Annotated in this window: 14 protein-coding genes; 6 read left to right on the top strand and 8 right to left on the bottom strand. The window is 71.7% G+C overall.

What is annotated here, in order from left to right; all coding sequences use genetic code 11:
- The 5 genes from AC3ANR_RS15410 to AC3ANR_RS15390 all read right to left on the bottom strand — a co-directional run bounded on the left by AC3ANR_RS15410 (position 1) and on the right by AC3ANR_RS15390 (position 5,157).
- Positions 1-828: a carbohydrate ABC transporter permease gene (locus AC3ANR_RS15410; RefSeq protein WP_488288986.1), complete on the bottom strand. Its 828-nt coding sequence runs from the start codon at positions 826-828 to the stop codon at positions 1-3.
- Entirely contained in the window at positions 825-1,730 is a 906-nt protein-coding gene (locus AC3ANR_RS15405; protein ID WP_488288985.1) for a carbohydrate ABC transporter permease, read from the bottom strand. Before AC3ANR_RS15405 ends, AC3ANR_RS15410 begins: the two co-directional genes overlap by 4 nt.
- A complete protein-coding gene (locus AC3ANR_RS15400; RefSeq protein WP_488288984.1) occupies positions 1,727-3,016 on the bottom strand; it encodes an ABC transporter substrate-binding protein in 1,290 nt (429 codons plus the stop codon). The genes AC3ANR_RS15405 and AC3ANR_RS15400 overlap by 4 nt, the downstream gene beginning before the upstream one ends.
- A gap of 41 nt (positions 3,017-3,057) precedes the next feature.
- The gene (locus tag AC3ANR_RS15395) at positions 3,058-4,071 is read right to left on the bottom strand and encodes an ABC transporter ATP-binding protein (RefSeq protein ID WP_488288983.1); all 1,014 of its coding nucleotides are present in this window, start codon (positions 4,069-4,071) and stop codon (positions 3,058-3,060) included.
- Positions 4,072-4,167: 96 nt separating this feature from the next.
- The gene (locus AC3ANR_RS15390) at positions 4,168-5,157 is read right to left on the bottom strand and encodes a LysR substrate-binding domain-containing protein (RefSeq protein WP_488288982.1); all 990 of its coding nucleotides are present in this window, start codon (positions 5,155-5,157) and stop codon (positions 4,168-4,170) included.
- A 70-nt stretch (positions 5,158-5,227) separates the two neighbouring features.
- Here AC3ANR_RS15390 and AC3ANR_RS15385 point away from each other — a divergent pair, with 70 nt between their 5' ends.
- From AC3ANR_RS15385 to AC3ANR_RS15370, 4 genes are all read left to right on the top strand, one after another.
- Entirely contained in the window at positions 5,228-5,524 is a 297-nt protein-coding gene (locus tag AC3ANR_RS15385) for a DUF2917 domain-containing protein (protein ID WP_488288981.1), read from the top strand.
- 68 nt (positions 5,525-5,592) lie between these two features.
- Positions 5,593-6,561, top strand: a complete 969-nt coding sequence (locus tag AC3ANR_RS15380) for a Bug family tripartite tricarboxylate transporter substrate binding protein (protein ID WP_488288980.1) — start codon at positions 5,593-5,595, stop codon at positions 6,559-6,561.
- A 53-nt stretch (positions 6,562-6,614) separates the two neighbouring features.
- Positions 6,615-7,985: an MmgE/PrpD family protein gene (locus AC3ANR_RS15375; RefSeq protein ID WP_488288979.1), complete on the top strand. Its 1,371-nt coding sequence runs from the start codon at positions 6,615-6,617 to the stop codon at positions 7,983-7,985.
- A gap of 164 nt (positions 7,986-8,149) precedes the next feature.
- Positions 8,150-8,536: a hypothetical protein gene (locus AC3ANR_RS15370; protein WP_488288978.1), complete on the top strand. Its 387-nt coding sequence runs from the start codon at positions 8,150-8,152 to the stop codon at positions 8,534-8,536.
- A 24-nt stretch (positions 8,537-8,560) separates the two neighbouring features.
- Here the strand turns inward: AC3ANR_RS15370 and AC3ANR_RS15365 are convergent, their stop codons facing one another.
- From AC3ANR_RS15365 to AC3ANR_RS15355, 3 genes are all read right to left on the bottom strand, one after another.
- Positions 8,561-8,833, bottom strand: coding sequence for a hypothetical protein (locus tag AC3ANR_RS15365; RefSeq protein ID WP_488288977.1), 273 nt, complete (start codon positions 8,831-8,833; stop codon positions 8,561-8,563).
- Positions 8,834-9,228: 395 nt separating this feature from the next.
- Positions 9,229-9,798: a hypothetical protein gene (locus tag AC3ANR_RS15360; RefSeq protein WP_488288976.1), complete on the bottom strand. Its 570-nt coding sequence runs from the start codon at positions 9,796-9,798 to the stop codon at positions 9,229-9,231.
- A 77-nt stretch (positions 9,799-9,875) separates the two neighbouring features.
- Complete coding sequence (locus tag AC3ANR_RS15355; RefSeq protein ID WP_488288975.1) at positions 9,876-11,384, bottom strand: sensor histidine kinase; 1,509 nt, start codon at positions 11,382-11,384, stop codon at positions 9,876-9,878.
- Between the two features lie 152 nt (positions 11,385-11,536).
- Between AC3ANR_RS15355 and AC3ANR_RS15350 the strand changes: the two genes are divergently transcribed.
- The gene (locus AC3ANR_RS15350; RefSeq protein WP_488288974.1) at positions 11,537-12,781 is read left to right on the top strand and encodes a DNA topoisomerase IB; all 1,245 of its coding nucleotides are present in this window, start codon (positions 11,537-11,539) and stop codon (positions 12,779-12,781) included.
- Between the two features lie 72 nt (positions 12,782-12,853).
- A complete protein-coding gene (locus AC3ANR_RS15345) occupies positions 12,854-15,073 on the top strand; it encodes an ATP-binding protein (protein ID WP_488288973.1) in 2,220 nt (739 codons plus the stop codon).
- The last annotated feature ends 16 nt before the right edge of the window (positions 15,074-15,089 follow it).

The raw sequence follows: 15,089 nt of genomic DNA, 5'->3' as shown, positions 1-15,089 counted from the left end.
TTACTTGATGCCGGCGCGCATGAAGCTCTGGACGAACTGGCGCTGGAAGAGCAGGAAGGCCACCAGCAGCGGGGCCGCCGTCATCAGGGTGGCGGCGGTGATCACGGACCAGTCCACGCCCTGGTCGACCGAGGAGAACACCTGCAGGCCGACCGTGAGCGGGCGCGCGTTGACGCTGTTGGTGATGATCAGCGGCCACAGGAAATTGTTCCAGTGGTAGCTCACCGAGACCAGCGCGAACGCCGTGTACACCGGTTTGGCCAGCGGGACATAGACGCGCCACAGCGTCTGCATCGGGCCGGCGCCCTCGACCCGGGCCGCCTCGTCCAGCTCCTTCGGGATGCCCAGGAACGTCTGGCGCAGCAGGAAGATGGCGAACGCCGAGGCGAAGTAGGGCAGGCCGATCGCCAGCAGCGTGTCTACCAGGCCCAGGTGCGACATGGTGCGGTAGTTCTCCACCAGCAGGATGTCCGGCATGATCATCAGCTGCACCAGCACCAGGGCGAAGGCCACGCCGCGCCCGCGGAACTCGAAGCGCGCGAACGCATAGGCGGCCAGCGTGCCCAGCACCATCTGCACCGCCAGGATCATCAGCACCAGCAGCGAGGTGTTGAGGAAGTAGCGGGCGAACGGCGCCGCTTCCCAGGCGCGGCGGAAGTTGTCCAGCGTCAGCGGGGCCGCGACGGCGAAGCGGGTCGCGTACTCGGCCGGGTGGAACGCCGTCCAGACGGCGTACGCCAGCGGCAGGATCCACAGCAGCGCCAGGAGCCACGCGGCCGCGGTGTCGAGCCAGGTCGGCTCGTTGAAGGCCAGTCGTTGCGCGCTCATTTGTAGTGGACCCGGCGGTCGAGCACGAAGAACTGGAACAGCGACACCGACGCCAGCACCGCCAGCAGCAGCACCGTGATGGCGGCCGCGTAGGCGGTGTCCCAGAACTTGAAGCCGACCTCGTAGAGGTGGTAGAGCAGCAGCGTCGAGGCGTTGTCGGGGCCGCCGCGGGTGAGGACGAACACGTGGTCCACCATCCGGAAGCCGTTGATCACCGCGTTGACCAGCACGAACAGCGTGGTGGGCATGAGCAGCGGCCACTGCACGCGGCGGAAGAAATACCAGCGCGAGGCGCCCTCGATCGCCGCGGCCTCGCGCAGGCTCGGGTTGAGCGTCTGCAGCGCGGCCAGGTAGAAGATCATGAAGAAGCCGGCTTCCTTCCACACCGCCACCACCGTGATGCAGGCCAGCGCGGTGGACTGGTCGCCCAGCCAGTTGTGCGAGGGCAGGCCCAGCGCGCCCGTCACCTGCTCCAGCAGGCCGTACTGCGGCGTGTAGAAGAACAGCCAGATGTTGGCCACCGCGATCATCGGCAGCACCGTCGGCGTGAAGTACGCCATGCGCAGGAAGGCGCGGCCGGCGATGCGCTCGTTGACCCACAGCGCCATCACCAGCGCCAGGCCGATGGACAGCGGGATGGTGGCGCCGGCGAACCACAGGTTGTTGCGCACCGCCTTCCAGAACACCGGGTCGTCCACCATCGCCTGGTAGTTCTCCAGGCCTACCCACACCGCCGGGCGGCTGCCCTTGGGCGTGGAGTGGAAGCTGTCGATGAAGGTCGCGACCGCCGGCCAGTGGGTGAACGCCACCAGCAGCACCAGCGCCGGCAACAGCAGCAGCCAGGCGTGGATGGCCGCCTGGTTGCCGCCGGCGGCGGTGCCCTCGCCCCGCCCGCCCGTCACTTGTACGCGCGCAGGATGCGGTCGGCTTCGCGTTGCGCGTCCTGCATCGCCTGGGCCGGCGTCTTGGTGCCGGTCAGGGCCGCCTGCAGGCCGTCGTTGAGCGCCTTGGTCACGCGCTGGTTGTCGTGCGTGGAGAACTCGGCCACCGACTGCGGCAGCTGGTCGCGCGCCACCAGGGCGGCCGGGAAGTCCTGGCCGTACTTCTTCAGCGTTGGGGTGTCATAGGCGGCCGGCGAGACGGCCACGTAGCCCGTGTCCATGCTCCACACCGCGGCCCGCTCGGGCTGGGTGATCCACTTGATGAACTTGAAGGCGGCTTCCTGCTGCGCCGGCGCAGCCTTCTTGAAGATGTAGAAGTTGCCGCCGCCGGTGGGCGAGCCCTTGCGCTTGTTGCCGGGGATCATCGCCACGCCGAAGTCGAACTTGGCGTTCGCCTTCACGTTGGTCAGGTTGCCGGTAGTGGTGTACATCATGGCCACCTTCTTCTCGAAGAAGTCCTTGGGCGTCGTGCCCCACTCCACCACGCCGGGCGGGTGCACGCCGGCCTTGCCCAGGTCGACCCAGTACTGCAGCGCCTCGATGACCTTGGGATCGTCGAACTTCACCTGCGTGCCGGCCTCGTTGGCGAGGATCGCGTCGTTGGGCGTGGTCAGGGTCTGGAACAGCCAGTAGGGAAAGCCGCTGGAGGGGATCTGCACGCCCCACTGGGTGACCTTGCCGCTGGCGTCCTTCTTCGTGAGCTTGGCGGCTGCTGCCTTGAGCTCGGCCCAGTTGGCCGGCGGGTGGTTCGGGTCCAGGCCGGCTTCCTTGAACAGCTCCTTGTTGTAGTACATGACCACGGTGGAGCGCTGGAACGGCACGCCCCACGTCTTCCCGCCGGTGCGGCTGTTCATCATGAAGGCCGGGTAGAAGCCGTTGAGCCAGGCCTTGTCGTCGGCGGTCTTGACGAAGTTGTCGATCGGCACGATCGCGTCCTCGTCGATGAGCGTGAACATGTCGGTGGACAGTAGCACCGAGGTGACCGGCGGGGTGCCCGCCTTGTGCGCCGTGAGCGCCTTGACGATGGTCTCCTGGTAGGTGCCCGCATAGATCGGGGTGACCTTGATGCCGGGGTTGGCCTTCATGAAGTCGGCGGCGAAGCCGTCGATGGCCTTGGCGATCGGGCCGCCCACCGCCACGGGGTAGAAGAACGAGAACTCGGTGGTCTGGGCCTGGGCGCTGCCGCAGGCCAGGGCGGCCGCGGCGCCGGCGGCCAGCAGGAATCGGTTGAATGTCTTGCGTTGCATGTGCTCGTCTCCTCGTTCTTCGTGGGGGGTCGTGAAGGGAATCAGGCCAGGCGTTGGCCCTGGGCGTCGAAGTGGTGGGCGCTGGCGGGTGCCCAGTCGAGCGCGACCTGGCCGCCGGCGGCCAGGTCGGCCTGGCCGTCGGTGCGCACCGTCAGCGTCTCGGTGCCCACGGCGCAGTGCGCGATCAGGTCGGCGCCCAGGTACTCGGTGCTGCGCACCGTGGCCGGGATGCGGCCGCCCAGCGTGACCGCCTCGGGGCGCACGCCCAGCCAGTGCGACTCGCGCCCCGCCGGCACGTCGCTGCCGGCGATGCGGTCGCCCTCGACCTTGAGCAGGTTCATCGCCGGGGTGCCGATGAAGCGGGCCGCGAAGGTGGTGGCAGGCTGCGCGTACAACGTGCGCGGCGTGGCGCACTGCTCGATGCGGCCGCGATGCAGCAGCACCACCTGGTCGGCCATGCTCATCGCCTCGGCCTGGTCGTGCGTGACGTAAACCACCGTGAGGCCCAGCCGCTGCTGCAGCTGGCGCAGCTCGGTGCGCATCTCCTGGCGCAGCTGCGCATCCAGGTTGGACAGCGGCTCGTCCATGAGGCAGACCTTGGCCTGGGCCACCAGCGCGCGCGCGAGCGCCACGCGCTGCTGCTGGCCGCCGGAGAGTTGCGACGGCTTGCGCGCCAGCAGGGCCGTCAGGCCCAGCAGCTCGGCGGTCTCCTGCAGGCGGCGGGCCGTCTCGGCCTTCGCGAGCTTGCGCACCGACAGGCCGAAGGTGATGTTGTCGGCCACCGTGAGATGCGGGAACAGCGCGTAGTTCTGGAACACCATCGCGATGTTGCGGCGCGATGGTGGCAGCGCCGTGACATCCTGGCCGCCGATCAGCACCTGGCCGCTGGAGGCGGTCTCCAGGCCCGCGATGATGCGCAGCGTCGTGGACTTGCCGCAGCCCGAGGGACCGAGCAGCACGCAGAAGCTGCCGGAGGCGATGTCGAGGGAGATGTGTTCCAGGGCTGTCGTTTCACCCCAGCGCTTGGTGATGTCGACCAGCTGGATGGATGCCATCGGTCGAGTATAGGAAGCAGCCCGCGCGCGGCCCAGCGGGTTTGGGGGGATTGATTTCGCTGCAGCGGCGGGGCAGGGCGCCTGCCGCGTCGCCGGTCACGGCCTGCGGGGCGGGGCCGCGACCGGGCCGGTCGCCTGCTGCGCCTCGGCCTGCAGCCAGTGCATGAATGCGAGTGCGTCCGGGTTGCGCTGCGCCTGCGGCGCGAGGGTGAGGAAGTAGCCGCGCTGCGAATCCGCGGGGCTGCGAAAGGGCGCCACCAGCTTGCGCGAGCGCACCAGGTCGGCCAGCAGCGGCAGCCGCCCGATCACGATGCCCTGGCCGGCGACGGCCGCGGCCACCGCTTCGGCGTACTGCGTGAACCGCATCGTGTGCGCCATGCGCACGTCGTCCAGCCCCATGAGGCGCAGCCACGGCTCCCAGTCGACGGCGGAGGTCGAGCCGTGCATGTCGACGGTGAGCAGCGTGTGCCGGGCCAGGTCGGCCGGCGAGGCGAGCGGGCGCGAGCGGTCGCGCAGCAGCGACGGCGCGCATATCGGTTGCACCGCCTCCTCGAACAGGCGCGGGCCGCCGCCGTCGGCCAGCGGCACGAAGCGCACCGCGAGGTCGACATTGCCGCGGTCCAGGTCGACCAGGGACAGCGTGGCCGAGATGCGCACGTCCACGTGCGGATGCGCGGCGGTGAAGCGCGGCAGCCGCGGGATCAGCCAGAACGAGGCGAAGCCCGGCGTGCACGTGATGGCGACCTGGCGCGCGGCGGCCTGGCTGCGCACGCGCGCGGCCGCATCGCGCAGGCGCTCCAGGCTGTCGTCGACCGCCCGGTGCATCACCTGCCCGGCCTCGGTGAGCACGAGCGAGCGGTGCCGGCGCTCGAACAGCGGCGTGCCCAGCGAGGTCTCCAGCTGCTGGACCTGCCGGCTGACCGCCGGCTGCGACAGCGCCAGTTCCGCTCCGGCGGCGGTGAAGCTCAGGTGCCGCGCGGCCGCCTCGAAGGTGCGCAGCAGGTCCAGCCGCAGCTGGCGCGAGCGGGGCAGTCCGGCTTCCCGGCCACGGGGCGGTTTCGCATTCGCCTGCTGCATGCGAGCCATGCGCATTCACCATTCGTCGGAGGAGGGCGGCGTCAGTATATTCATTCGCATACCGCATGTGAGGTGCCCCATGAAGCTCGATCGGCCCGGACGGTTCGCCATGCTGCGCGGCAGCCTCCTCGAAGTCCCGCAGCATGCCCCGATGGTGGTCGCCTGCGGCGGCGGCCAGCTGTGGGTGACGCAGGACAACGACCTGCGCGACCACGTGCTCGACCCCGGCCAGTGCCTGCGCACCCAGGCCGGGCGGCGCGTGCTGGTGTCGGCGCTGGAGGACTCGGTGCTCGAGCTCGCGACGGTCGCGCCGCCGCGGCCGTGGGCGCGGCGACACGCGCCGACGCTGCACCCGGCCGGGCCGCAGCCCGCCTGACCCTGCGGTGCGCTGCCTGTAAAGTCCGTGTGCCGGCCCCGGCCGGCCACGACACACAGGAGACAGGCATGCACCGCAGGCACTTGCTGCGCGCTTCGGGCGCGCTGCTGCTTCCGACGATCGCGCTCGGCCAGGGCGCCTTTCCCAACAAGCCGATCCGCTACATCGTGCCGGTCGCCGCCGGCGGCGGTAGCGACATGGTCGGGCGCGTGGTGACGGAGCGTTGGGGCAAGCTGCTGGGGCAGCCGTTCGTCGTCGACAACCAGGGCGGCGGCGGCGGCGTGGTGGCGTGCCAGAGCACCCTGCGCTCGCCCGCCGACGGCTACACGCTGATGCAGGGCTACGTCGCCACGCACGGCACCAGCCCGGCCACGCGCAAGGTGCCGTACGACGCGGTGAAGGACTTCACGCCGGTGGGCATGATCGGCGCCACGCCTAACGTGCTGGCCGTCAACACCAGCCTGCCCGTGCGCACCGTGGCCGAGTTCATCGACTATGTGAAGCGCAATCCGGGCCGGGTGAACTACGGCTCGGCCGGGCAGGGCTCGCTCACGCACCTGACGATGGAGCTGTTCAAGCTCGAGACCGGCACCTTCATGCTGCACATCCCGTACCGCGGCATCGCGCCGGCCATCACCGACGTCATCGCCGGCCAGACGCAGGCGATGTTCCCCGGCCTCGCGGCGGCGCTGCCGCACATCCGCTCCGGCCGGCTGCGGCCGCTGGCCGTGACCGGCCGCACGCGCAACCGCCAGATCAAGGACGTGCCCACGCTCGAGGAGTCGGGGCTCAAGGGCTTCGACGCCATGCAGTGGTACGGCTGCGTGGGCCCGGCCGGCATGCCGGCCGACGTCACGAAGCGGCTGAACGAGACGCTGGTGACGGTGCTGGACGCACCGGACTTCCGCGACAAGCTCGCGGGCGAGGCGATCGAGCCTTGGCCCATGACGGCGGCCGAATTCGGCGAGTACATCCGCGCCGAGATCGCCCGCTGGAGCCGCGTGGCCAAGGCCCGCAACATCCACCTCGACGAGTAGCGCCGCCGCTCGCCGCCTTTCTTTTCCCAATCGCTTTCGCAACAAGGACCACCGTGGCTCGCAACACCCACGTCGCCGCCGACACCCAGGCGCCTCCCATCACCGACATCCTCGCCCGCTTCGTGGCCGGCCACCCCGGCCGCGGCTGGAGCGACTCGGTGGAGCACGAGGCGCACCGCACCTTCTACAACTGGCTGGGCTGCGCGATCGGCGCCTCGGGCCATGAAGCCGCCGATGCGGCGCTCGGCGGCATCGCGATGCTGCAGCCCGCCCCGCAGGCGGCCGTGCTGGGCCGCAGCGAGCGGGTGGACATGGCCAGCGCGGCGCTGGTCAACGGCATCACCTCGCACACGTTCGACTTCGACGACACCCACCTGAAGACCATCATCCACCCCGCGGGCCCGGTCGCCTCGGCGGTGCTGGCGCTGGCCGAGACGCGCGGCGCCAGCGGCCGCGACGTGCTCGACGCGCTGGTGCTGGGCATCGACGTCGCCTGCCGCATCGGCAACGTGATGTACCCCGACCACTACGACCGCGGCTGGCACATCACGGGCTCCACCGGCATGCTGGGCGCGGCGGCCGGCTGCGCGCGCCTGCTCGGGCTGGACGCGCCGCGCACGGCGATGGCGCTGGGCATCGCGGCGTCGCAGCCGGTGGGGCTGCGCGAGCAGTTCGGCACCATGACCAAGCCGTTCCACCCGGGCGGCGCGGCGCGCGCCGGCCTCACGTCCGCGCTGCTGGCCATGCACGGCTTCACCGCCAGCCCGCGCGCGCTGGAGGCGCCGCGCGGCTTCGTGCAGGTGGTGTCGGACAAGCGGGCCTGGAACGAGGTGACCGACGAACTCGGCCAGCGCTTCGAGATCTCGTTCAACACCTACAAGCCGTTCGCCTGCGGCATCGTCATCCATCCGAGCATCGACGCCTGCGTGCAGCTGCGCGAGCAGGGCATCGGCGCCGAGCAGGTCGAGCGCATCGAGCTGCGCGTGCACTCGCTGGTGCTCGAGCTCACGGGCAAGAAGGAGCCCCGGGACGGCCTGCAGGGCAAGTTCAGCGTCTACCACGGCTGCGCCATCGGGCTGCTGATCGGCCGCGCCGGCGAGCCGGAGTTCGCCGACGAGGTGGTCAACCGGCCGGACGTCGTGGCGCTGCGCCGCAAGGTGCAGGCGACCGTGGACGACAGCATCGCCGAGGAGGCCGCCGACGTCACCGCGGTGCTCACCGACGGCCGCCGCGTGCACGTGCGGGTGGACCACGCGATCGGCTCGCTGCAGCGGCCGCTGACCGACCGGCAGCTCGATGCCAAGTTCGCCGCGCTGGTGGATCCGGTGCTGGGCGCCGAACGCGTGACGGCCATTGCCGGCACCTGCCGCGACCTGGCGGGGCTGAAGGACATCCGCCAGCTCGTGGCCCTGTGCTGCCCGTGAGGGCTGCGACTCGCGGCGCGCCAGCGGGCCGGTCGCCTGCAAGAGGGATCGGTCCGGCACGCGGCTGCGCACCGATGAGCCGCCGCCTCACACCCGGAGAGCTTCTTTGCGCGGCGGACATCGCGGCGGGGGGAACCCCGTGGCAGAGTCCGGGTCACACTGCCATGACCTTGCTGCGCCCGCTTCGCTGGATCGCCCCGCTCGCCGTGCTGGCCACCGCCACGGGGTGCGCCATCGTGCCCGCCGAGCCGGTGTACCCGGGGCCGGTCGTCTATGGCGGCGCGCCGATGGTCGTGGCGCCCGCGCCGATGTACTACCCGCCGGCGGCTTACCCGCCCTACTACTACGCGCCGTCGCCGCCGGTGTTCGTGCGGCCGCCCCTGTACTACGGGCCGCCGCCGCCGCACGTCTCGCGGCCGCATTCGCACTACCGCCGCCCGGCGCCGGGTCCCGGCGCCGCCGTCCCGCAAGGAGGCGGCGGCATCGGCGGCATGATCCGGGGCCTGCCTTCGCGCGTGCCCCGGCCCGACGCGGCCCCTGCCGCCAGGTAGCCGCGTCGTCGCCTCACAGGCGCATCACAGGCGCGTCACGCCCGGGATCACCGCCACCAGCCGCCCATTGATGTAGAGCGCACCTTCGGGCGCGCCCGCATCGCGGTGCAGCTCGTGGAATTCCACCGACTCGATCGCCGGCGCCGCCGCCGCCGCGGCATGCGCCGCCGCCAGCCGGGTGGCCGCGCCGGCCAGCGCGTCGCTCGCGGCCCGCAGGCCGGCCGACGCCCGGTGCAGCAGCGTGGCGCTCAGGGGGCGGGCCGCTTCGCCGGCGGCCCAGGTCAAGCTCTTGCTCATCGTTCTTCTCCTTGGAGGCCGCCTTCGTGCGGGCGGCGGGTTCACTGCCGGAAAACAAAACGGCCCGGGGGCATTGCCACCGGGCCGTTTGCGCTGCCTGCCGCGGAAATCAGCAGGGGGGCGCGAGGACCCGGGGACGTTGGCCACGCGGTGCACGGACTGCATTGCCTGCGCCAAACGCGCGGCCCATGCCGCCAGGAAGGCGGCAGGCAATCAGCGCGAAGGCGACGGCGACGTTGGACATGCGGGACGTGGTGGTTGAGGGGCTGGGCGTCATCGGCGGAACTGCGCGATCGCCGACTTGATCAAATGATAAAGGAGTTGTGATCAACGGCGCAAGGGGCATTGGCACGACCGGCACACCGGCTGTGTCGTGCCTGCCACACCGGTGCGTGTCAGCGCTTGCGCTTGAGCGGGGCCACGCCCGACTGCGAGCGCTGCCACAGCGACATGCCGTCGTCCGCCGGGGACGGCGCCGAGCCCTTGGCGGCCGGCCGGGGGCCGGCGGGGGCCGGGGCCGGCACCAGCACTTCGCCCAGCAGCTCCAGGAGGCGGGTGCGGGCACGCTGCGGATGGCGGCGGTAATAGGTCAGGACCAGGCCGACGATGAAGCGCTCGTCGTCGTCCTGCGGCAGCGGGGCTTCCTCGGCGGGGGCGGCCGCCAGGTGGGGCGGGGCCGGGGAAGCGGGGGCCGGGGCGCCCGACGCATCGTGCGGCACGTCCATCCAGCCGTTGGGCTTGTGGCTCAGCTGCTCGAACTGGCGCGCGAGGCGCTCGCCGATCTGCCGTGACCGGCTCTTGATCTGGCTCCAGTAGCTGGGGTGGATCTGCAGGCGTTCGGCGAAACGCCTTTCCAGTCCACGCAGTGTGGCGGCGTCGGGGTGCTTGACCGTGGCCCGGACAAACTCCTCGAAGAGCGCGAGCGCGTTGTCCAGGCGGACCTGCGCGACGTCCCGGGGTTGCATGATGCCCGATGATAAACCAACGTTGATCAGTTGGGCATGACCCAAGCCACCGCATCGCCAGGCGACGCGGGCTGCCGTCAGCCCGGCGGCGCGAGCGGGATGCGGAACGAGAACGTCGAGCCGCGCCCCGGTCCCGGGCTGCGCGCGGCCAGCCGGCCGCCGTGCAGTCGCACGAGCGCGCGCGACAGCGCCAGGCCGACCCCCAGGCCGCCGTCGTGCACCGGGGTCAGGCCGCCGGCCTCGCCCTGGGTGAACAGTTCGAAGATGCGGTCGAGGTCGTCCGCGTCGATGCCGCGCCCGTTGTCCTCCACCTCGACCTGCGCCTCGCCGTCGAGCCGGCGCGCGCGCACGCGGATCGTGCCGCCCTCGTCGGTGTACTTGGCGGCGTTGACCAGCAGGTTCTGCAGCACCTGCGACAGGCGTGTGACATCCGCATCCACCATCAGCTCGGCGTCGGCGGGCATGTCCACTGTGAGCTGGTGGCGGCGCGACTCGATCAGCGGCCGCACGGTCTCGACGCTGCGCCGCACGACCTCGGCGATGGACACGCGCGCCGGCCGCAGCGTGATCTTGCCCGTGGTCAGCCGCGAGACGTCCAGCAGGTCGTCGACCAGCCGGGTGAGCTGGGTCAGCTGCCGGTCGATGATGTCGCGCATGCGCACCAGCGGCGGTGGCAGCTCCTTGTTCAGCTGCATGAGCGTCACCGCGTTGCGGATCGGCGCGAGCGGGTTGCGCAGCTCGTGGGCCAGCATGGCGATGAATTCGTTCATGCGCCGGGTCGACCGCTCCAGGTCCTCCAGCCGGCGCTGCTGCGACAGGTCCTGGATCACCACGCCGAACCCCGCCGCCTCGCCGGTGCGGCCGTACACGGCCGTGGTCACGACCTTGGCCCAGAACCGGCTGCCGTCCTGGCGCAGCCGCCAGCCGTCCTCCTCGAGGCGGCCGTGCGCCAGTGCCGCATCCAGCGTCGCCTGCGGCTTGCCCGCCTGCCGATCGGCGGTGGAGAAGAACACGTTCACGTGCCGGCCCATGATCTCGTCGGCCGGGTAGCCGAGGATCGATTCGGCGGCGCGGTTCCAGCTCTGCACCAGGCCGCCGCGGTCGAGCGCGAAGATCGCATGGTCGCGCACGCTGTCCACCAGCAGGCGGAAGCGCTCCTCGCTCGCGCGCAGCGCCTCCTCGTGCGCGCGCCGCTCGGTCAGGTCGCGCGTGACCTTGGCGTAGCCGGACAGCTCGCCCGTGCGCGGGTCGCGCAGCGCCGTGATCACCACATTGGCCCAGAAGCGGCTCCCGTCCTTGCGAAGGCGCCAGCCTTCGTCCTCGAAGCGGCCGTCGCGGGCGGCGCGGCGCAGTTCCTCCTGCGGCCAGCCGGTGGCCACGGCTTCGGGCGGATAGAAGATCGAGAAGTGCTGGCCCAGGATCTCCTCGCGCCGCCAGCCCTTGAGCTTTTCCGCGCCGCTGTTCCAGGTGACGATGCGGCCCTGCGGGTCGAGCACGAAGATGCCGTAATCGACGACGGCATCCACGAGCAGCTGCAGCCGTTCGTCGATCGGCGGGGGCAGGGCGTGGCGGGCGGCGGAGGTCAATGCGGTGGGATGGGCCTGATCGGATGGCAGCGCGAATTATGGTCGCGCACTGGACGTGCGGGAGCCCATCGGCAGCATGTCGGTGGTGGCGCCCGTGCGTTCGCCGCCGCCGTCCTACGGCTCAACAACCTGCGCGCGCGCAGCATGGCCGCATGCGAGAGGACACCGACGACACCGCGGCGGGCGACGACCCGGAAGAGGCTGCCCGTTCCGCCGGGCTGCGCTACGTGTCGAACGAGCAGCCGGGCCACACGCGCGTGGCGCAGGGCGAGGGCTTCGCCTACCGCAAGCCCGACGGCTCGCCGGTGGCCGACGAGCGCACGCTCGAGCGCATCCGCAAGCTCGCCATTCCGCCGGCCTGGACCGATGTGTGGATCTGCCCTCGCGCCGACGGCCACCTGCAGGCCACGGGGCGCGACGCGAAAGGCCGCAAGCAGTACCGCTACCACCCGCGCTTTCGCGAGGTGCGCGAGGAAACCAAGTACGAGCACATGATGGAGTTCGCTCGCGCCCTGCCGGACATCCGGCGCGCGCTGGCCGCCCACATGGCGCTGCGCGGGCTGCCGCGCGAGAAGGTGCTGGCCACGGTGGTGCACCTGCTCGAGACGACGCTGATCCGGGTCGGCAACGACGACTACGCGAAGCAGAACAAGAGCTACGGGCTCACCACGCTGCGCAACCGGCACGTGGCGGTGGACGGCGCGCAGCTGCGCTTCCAGTTCAAGGGCAAGAGTGGCAAGACCTGGAAGCTGCAGCTGGAGAACCGCCGCGTCGCCAAGGTCGTGCGGGCCTGCCAGGAGTTGCCGGGCCAGCGCCTGTTCCAGTACACGGACGAGGCCGGCGAGCTGCGCGAGGTGACCTCGGCCGACGTCAACGCCTACCTGCGCGAGATCACCGGCCGCGACGTCACCGCCAAGGACTTCCGCACCTGGGCCGGCACCGTGATGGCGGCGCTGGCGCTGCAGGAGGTGGAGAAGGCCGAGACGCAGGCGGCTGCGAAGCGCAACGTCAAGGCCGCCATCGAGCGGGTGGCCGCGCGGCTGGGCAACACCCCCACCATCTGCCGCAAGTGCTACGTGCACCCCGAGGTGCTGCAGGCCTACGCCGAGGGCGAACTGCTGCTCGAGATCGGCCAGCAGGTCGAGAGCGAACTCGAGGATGCCGCCGCGCTGCGGCCCGAGGAGGCGGCCGTCCTCACGCTGCTGCAGGTGCGGCTCGAGCGCACGCTCGAAGGGCGCCTGGCCGACAGCCTGGTGGCGCTGAAGGACACCCGTCCGGCTTCCGCCCGGGCCAAGTCCAAGTCCAGGTCCAGGTCCCCGGTCAAGTCGCCGGCCAAGTCCACGACCCGGACGACCCGGTCCAAGGCGCGCGAGGCGCCGGCGCCGGCGCCGGCGTAGCGTCCATCCAACCCATCCGCACGGCGCTGCGGATCGCGGGCCGCCCCGACGGAGGCCCGTCTACACTCGCGCATGGCTCAGCTGGCCCCCCTGCGCTCCCGGTTGCTCCTGCTCGCGCTGGGCAGCGTGGTGCCGGTGCTCGTGCTCGCGTGGGCGCTGGGATGGATCCTGCTCGACCACGAGCGGACCAACTTCCGCGAAACCGCGCTCGACCGCAACCGCATGTTCGTCACCGCGCTGGAGGAACAGCTGGACGGGCACGTGTCCTCGCTGCGCGCCTTGGCGGCATCGGCCGCGCTGCAGCGCGGCGACCTGCGCACCTTCGACGAAGAGGCCCGGCGGGTGCTGGCCTCGCAGGATGGCTGGCTGAACGTCATGCTGCTCGATCCGCAGGGCCGGCACCTGGTCAACCTGCGTTTCCCGTACGGCGCCGCCAAGGCGCAGGCCCCGGGGGACGAAATGACCGACGTCCAGCGCGCGCTGGCGTCCAGCGCGCCGGTGATCGGCAACGTGCGACCCGGTCCGGTGTCGGGGCTGCTCGGGATTCCGGTGCGCATCCGGGTGCGATCGGCCGGCGAACTGCGGGTGTTGCAGTTCATCCTGGAGCCGCAGTCGTTCGCGCCCCTGATGCGGCAGCTGGGCTATCCCTCCAGCTGGGCGTACGGGCTCACGGATCGCGCCGGCGTGTTCATCGTCCGCGTGCCCGACGCGTCCCGCGGCCAGCGTATGTCGCCGGACTTCGAGCGCCACAGCCGCTCGGCCCCCGAGGGCTGGTTCCGGGGCCGGACGCTGGAGGGGCGCGACACCTACACGGCCTACCGCACCTCCGTGATGACCGGGTGGGCCGCCGGCGTGGCGATTCCGAGCGACGAAGTGTCCGGCGCCGCCTGGCGGGCAGCCGCGCTGCTCGGCACGGGCGCCCTGCTGTCGCTGCTCGCGACCCTGGGCATCGCGGCCTGGATGGGCCGGCGGCTCGCCACGCCGATCGCGCGGCTGGCGGGCGCGGCCCGCCGGCTCGGGCAGGAGCCGATCGCGCCGCAGATCGCCCACGCCCGCTCGAACAGTTCCGTGGCCGAGGTCCACGAGGTCGCCGCCGCGCTGGAGGAGGCCGACCGCGCCCTGGCCGAGCGCGAGGCCCTGCGCCAACGCGAGCAGGAGGCCCTGCGCGCGGCCGACAAGGCCAAGGACGAATTCCTGGCGATGCTCGGGCACGAACTGCGCAATCCGCTGTCGGCCATCACGGCCTCCGCGCACGTGCTGCGGCTGTCCAAGCCGGGCGCCACCGCGGCGGTGAAGGCGCACGACGTGATCGACCGGCAGGCGCGGCAGATGACGCGGCTGGTCGAGGACCTGATGGACGTCAGCCGCCTGGCGATGGGCAAGGTGACGCTGCACCTCGAACGGCTGGACCTCGCCGCCCTCGCCGAGCGCACCGTGCAGACCTGGCAGCACGCCGGCCGCAGCCGCGCCGACCGCGTGCGGCTGGAGGCGACGCCGGCCTGGGTTGAGGGCGACCGCGCCCGGCTGGAGCAGGTGCTCTCCAACCTGCTGGACAACGCCCACAAGTTCTCGCACGGCCAGGGTCCGATCGAGGTGCGGGTGCATGCGCACGGCGACCAGGCGCTGCTGGAGGTGCAGGACCGCGGCGAGGGCATCGCCGCCCAGGACCTGCCGCACATCTTCGACCTGTTCGTGCAGGGCGAGCAGGGCTTCGACCGGCCGCAGGGCGGCATCGGCCTGGGACTGGCGCTGGTGCGGCGCCTGGTCGAACTGCAGCACGGCACGGTCACCGCGGCCAGCGCGGGCCGCGGGCACGGGGCCTGCCTCACGGTGCGGCTGCCGCTGGCCGCCGGTGCGGCCGCCGACGGCGGCGAGGTGCAGGGCGCCACCGAGGCGGCCAGCGTCCCGGGACGCCGCGTGCTGCTGGTGGAGGACAACGAGGACGGCCGCCAGGTGATGGAGATGGTGCTGGCCCTGGAAGGCCACACCGTGCGCTCGGCCGCCAACGGCGCCGACGCGCTGGCGCTGGCGGCTGCCTGGCCGCCCGACGTGGCGCTGGTGGACATCGGCCTGCCCGACATCGACGGCTACGAGGTGGCGCGGCGCCTGCGCGCGCTGCAGCTGCCCTCGCAGCCGCGCCTGGTGGCCATCAGCGGCTTCGGCCAGCCCGACGACCAGCGCACCGCCTACGAAGCCGGCTTCGACCTGCATCTCACCAAGCCGGTCGCGGCGGAGTTCCTGCGCGACGTGATGCACGCGCTGACCTCCCGCGACGCCGCACCCGCGCCGTAGGCCGCCCGTGCGCGCC

Source organism: Ramlibacter sp. JJN2-2R (assembly GCF_057747835.1).
The sequence above is the reverse complement of the archived record's forward strand: the minus strand, read 5'-3'. Positions and strand labels throughout refer to the sequence as shown.

Excerpts from the sequence above, each read along its gene's own strand:
- AC3ANR_RS15410 (WP_488288986.1), bottom strand. The coding sequence starts at position 828 with ATGAGCGCGCAACGACTGGCCTTCAACGAGCCGACCTGGCTCGACACC.
- AC3ANR_RS15400 (WP_488288984.1), bottom strand. The coding sequence starts at position 3,016 with ATGCAACGCAAGACATTCAACCGATTCCTGCTGGCCGCCGGCGCCGCG.
- AC3ANR_RS15395 (WP_488288983.1), bottom strand. The coding sequence starts at position 4,071 with ATGGCATCCATCCAGCTGGTCGACATCACCAAGCGCTGGGGTGAAACG.
- AC3ANR_RS15390 (WP_488288982.1), bottom strand. The coding sequence starts at position 5,157 with ATGGCTCGCATGCAGCAGGCGAATGCGAAACCGCCCCGTGGCCGGGAA.
- AC3ANR_RS15385 (WP_488288981.1), top strand. The coding sequence starts at position 5,228 with ATGAAGCTCGATCGGCCCGGACGGTTCGCCATGCTGCGCGGCAGCCTC.
- AC3ANR_RS15380 (WP_488288980.1), top strand. The coding sequence starts at position 5,593 with ATGCACCGCAGGCACTTGCTGCGCGCTTCGGGCGCGCTGCTGCTTCCG.
- AC3ANR_RS15370 (WP_488288978.1), top strand. The coding sequence starts at position 8,150 with ATGACCTTGCTGCGCCCGCTTCGCTGGATCGCCCCGCTCGCCGTGCTG.
- AC3ANR_RS15365 (WP_488288977.1), bottom strand. The coding sequence starts at position 8,833 with ATGAGCAAGAGCTTGACCTGGGCCGCCGGCGAAGCGGCCCGCCCCCTG.
- AC3ANR_RS15360 (WP_488288976.1), bottom strand. The coding sequence starts at position 9,798 with ATGCAACCCCGGGACGTCGCGCAGGTCCGCCTGGACAACGCGCTCGCG.
- AC3ANR_RS15350 (WP_488288974.1), top strand. The coding sequence starts at position 11,537 with ATGCGAGAGGACACCGACGACACCGCGGCGGGCGACGACCCGGAAGAG.
- AC3ANR_RS15345 (WP_488288973.1), top strand. The coding sequence starts at position 12,854 with ATGGCTCAGCTGGCCCCCCTGCGCTCCCGGTTGCTCCTGCTCGCGCTG.